The sequence below is a fragment of the Psychrobacter sp. T6-1 genome (assembly GCF_052258445.1).
Window position 1 is genome coordinate 1 of sequence record NZ_JBQQFC010000275.1, and the last position, 3,223, is coordinate 3,223.

Below are 3,223 nucleotides of genomic sequence, written 5' to 3' on the forward strand. Positions count from 1 at the left end.
GTCATTCTCAACCATTCCAATTATTGCCGCGATTTACGTACCGCTATGTATGTCATTAGGGTTTTCGCCATTGGCAACCGTCGCCATTATTGGAACGGCAGGCGCGCTGGGTGATGCCGGCTCGCCAGCGTCTGATTCAACATTGGGACCGACATCGGGTCTGAACGTCGATGGGCAGCATGATCATATTAGAGATAGCGTCGTGCCGACCTTTTTGCATTACAACATTCCGCTACTTACGTTCGGTTGGATTGCGGCGATGGTGCTTTAAGGTTACAAAACTTACGTTCTATCAAAAAATTTTCTTAAAACGAATAGACAGACTTGGCAAAAACATAATACTAAAAATATTAAAAATGATAAGAGCGTCCACATGATCATCAAAACTAACGAGGGCGGCGCATGCATCGCGCCCATACCAAAGTATAAGAGGAATGGAATAGTAATGAGCAGCATCACGCAAAACTTCCAATTATTGTGCATCAAAAAACCACTAACAAAGAGCAAAATTAAATGTAACATCATTGCAGCAATTAAAAATAATACTAGTCCAGTTTGATAGGGCTCAGAACTGTTGTCAGAGTACATATCGAACGAATGAGGGCTTTGCTCAAAACCTGCGCTAATGATTAGTCCTACAAACAAAACCCATAAAACAGCAAAAACTACCCTTAGTGGTTTTGAGCGAAAATAGCTCATTATTGTCTTTGCAAATCTTTTATGAGTCTTTATTGTCATCCTCAAAACCCTCTATCTCACCACTCAAACTAGCCAAAAATTTATCACTCTGCGCAAGCAATTCATTTAAACGCGCTTCATTAATGACACTTGATAATTCCTCAGCGCTAAAGTCCTGTTCTTGGCTGTAGTAGAGCATCTCCCTAGTGTCATCATTGCCTAGTGTTTGCAAATAGGTATCAACCGTATCAGCGCTAGATACTTTTTCGTCAGCGGTTGCATGATTACCAAACCACCTTATACCGTTTGGCGTTATCAAGCCATCTAATGGCACATCCCATGGTTGACGCTCTAATTGCTTTACTACTTGAAAGTCATAACACCAGCCAATACGCAAAGGTTTTTTTACTCCTGATCGATAGCTTTTACCTAAAGTCGTATCATAAAATCCGCCGCCCATACCCATACGATTTCCATCCATATCTACCGCCACCAGTGGACAGATAACCACGTCCAAATCTGTTGCCCATAGTAGCTTACGACTATGATTTTGTTTCATACCAAGACTATGAATACGAGTCGGCACATTGCTAATTTTTTTGTGATAAATCGGCACAAAGCGCAAGCGTTTATCATCACGGCCAAGCGAGCCAACCACTGGCAAGTAAGCCTGATATTGCAGACGCTGGCACCAATCCAATATGGGCTGAGTCGGCAGCTCACCAAAGCCGTCATAATACAGACCAATACGCGCGTTACTAGGCAAGCGCTGCTGGAGTTTGATCAAATGCAGACTTGCCTCACGTGCCAATTGTCGGCGCTCGCTTGCGCTCAGCTTACGGCGTAGGCTTGTAAACTGACGTCTAGGCGGATTTATGGATATTTGAGCATTTGGCACCTGTAGCCCTCGCAGATGTTGAGAAATTTGTGATAAGTCATGCTATCATAATGACGCTTTACATCCTATTTTCCTTATGTGCAGCGCTCGTTGCACTTCTTACGGACAGATAAAAAATCAAAGAGGGTAGTTATGTCACAGAATCAGGCCACTCGTACTGAAAAAGACACCATGGGCAACGTCGAAGTCCCAGCAGACGCTTATTGGGGCGCGCAAACCCAGCGTAGCCGCGAGAACTTCAAAATAGGTGGCGAGACTCTGCCGCGTCCAATGTTAGAGGCGATGGCATTAGTCAAAAAAGCCGCTGCGATTACCAACGCCAGTCTTGAGCGTATCGAAGATGACAAGCGCGATCTAATAGTACAAGCCGCTGACGAAGTCATCAACGGCGGTCTTACCGATCAGTTCCCATTAGTGGTATGGCAGACCGGTTCGGGCACGCAGTCGAACATGAACATGAACGAAGTACTCGCCAACCGTGCCAATGAGATCGCAGGTAGCGAGCGCGGTAGCTACACGCCAATTCACCCCAACGATCATGTCAATCACGCCCAATCGACCAACGACAGCTTCCCAACCGCTATTCGTGTCGCCGCCGCGCGTCAAATTAACAGCCTGCTTATCCCAGCGGTAAAAGCACTACGCGATACGCTAGATAAAAAAGCCAAAGAATTCGATAGCATCGTCAAAATTGGTCGTACGCATTTGCAAGACGCTACGCCTTTAACCTTAGGCCAAGAGTTCAGCGGTTATGTTAGCCAACTTGATCATTCGTTGACTCGTATCGACAATGCGCTACAAGGCTTATATGAGTTGCCATTAGGTGGTACAGCGGTCGGTACCGGCCTTAACGCCCATCCTGATTACGCGGTAAAATCAGCTGAGCAATTAGCAGAGCTAACAGGCTTGCCGTTTGTCACTTCACCGAATAAATTTGAAGCCCTAGCGGCGCGTGATGCCGAAGTCTTTGCCTCAGGCGCACTTAAGACTCTAGCTGGCAGCTTAAATAAAATCGCTAACGATGTACGCTGGCTCGCCTCAGGCCCTCGTTGTGGTCTAGGCGAATTGACCATTCCAGAGAATGAGCCAGGCTCATCCATCATGCCGGGTAAAGTGAACCCAACCCAGTCAGAAGCCATGACCATGGTCGTGGCACAAGTGATGGGTAATGACGTCACAATTAGCATGGCAGGCGCGTCAGGTAACTTTGAGCTTAACGTGTATAAGCCAGTGATTGCCTTCAACTTATTGCAATCTATCAAGCTACTCGGTGATGCGTGCAACAGCTTTAATGATAATTGTGCTGTTGGTATCGAGCCCGTCAAAGACAAAATCGATGACTTCTTGCATAATTCATTAATGCTAGTCACCGCATTGAACCGTCATGTTGGTTATGAGAATGCGGCAAAAATTGCCAAAACGGCCTATAAAGAAAACAAAACGCTCAAGCAAGTCGCGGTTGAACTGGATCTGATGACTGAAGCGCAGTTTGATGAGTGGGTCACGCCAGAGGACATGGTACATCCTTCTTAATTTGAAGTTTTTTTAGATAAAGTGAGTAGGATGGGTTAGCGACAGCGTAACCCGCCGATTTGATTTCAACAAAAAAGACCTTGTCACGTCGCGTGGCAAGGTCTTTTTTTGGTT

The 3,223-nt window shown here is 45.8% G+C and carries 3 protein-coding genes; 2 read left to right on the top strand and 1 reads right to left on the bottom strand.

Annotated elements, in window-relative coordinates:
• A partial coding sequence (locus tag ACTXGO_RS11540; protein WP_443574599.1) for a Na+/H+ antiporter NhaC family protein occupies nucleotides 1–271 on the top strand: 271 nt, incomplete at its 5' end.
• A 447-nt stretch (nucleotides 272–718) separates the two neighbouring features.
• Here ACTXGO_RS11540 and ACTXGO_RS11545 read toward each other — a convergent pair.
• Complete coding sequence (locus ACTXGO_RS11545; protein ID WP_435949385.1) at nucleotides 719–1,576, bottom strand: 5-formyltetrahydrofolate cyclo-ligase; 858 nt, start codon at nucleotides 1,574–1,576, stop codon at nucleotides 719–721.
• 132 nt (nucleotides 1,577–1,708) lie between these two features.
• Here ACTXGO_RS11545 and fumC point away from each other — a divergent pair, with 132 nt between their 5' ends.
• The gene (gene fumC, locus ACTXGO_RS11550) at nucleotides 1,709–3,109 is read left to right on the top strand and encodes a class II fumarate hydratase (RefSeq protein ID WP_435949384.1); all 1,401 of its coding nucleotides are present in this window, start codon (nucleotides 1,709–1,711) and stop codon (nucleotides 3,107–3,109) included.
• The last annotated feature ends 114 nt before the right edge of the window (nucleotides 3,110–3,223 follow it).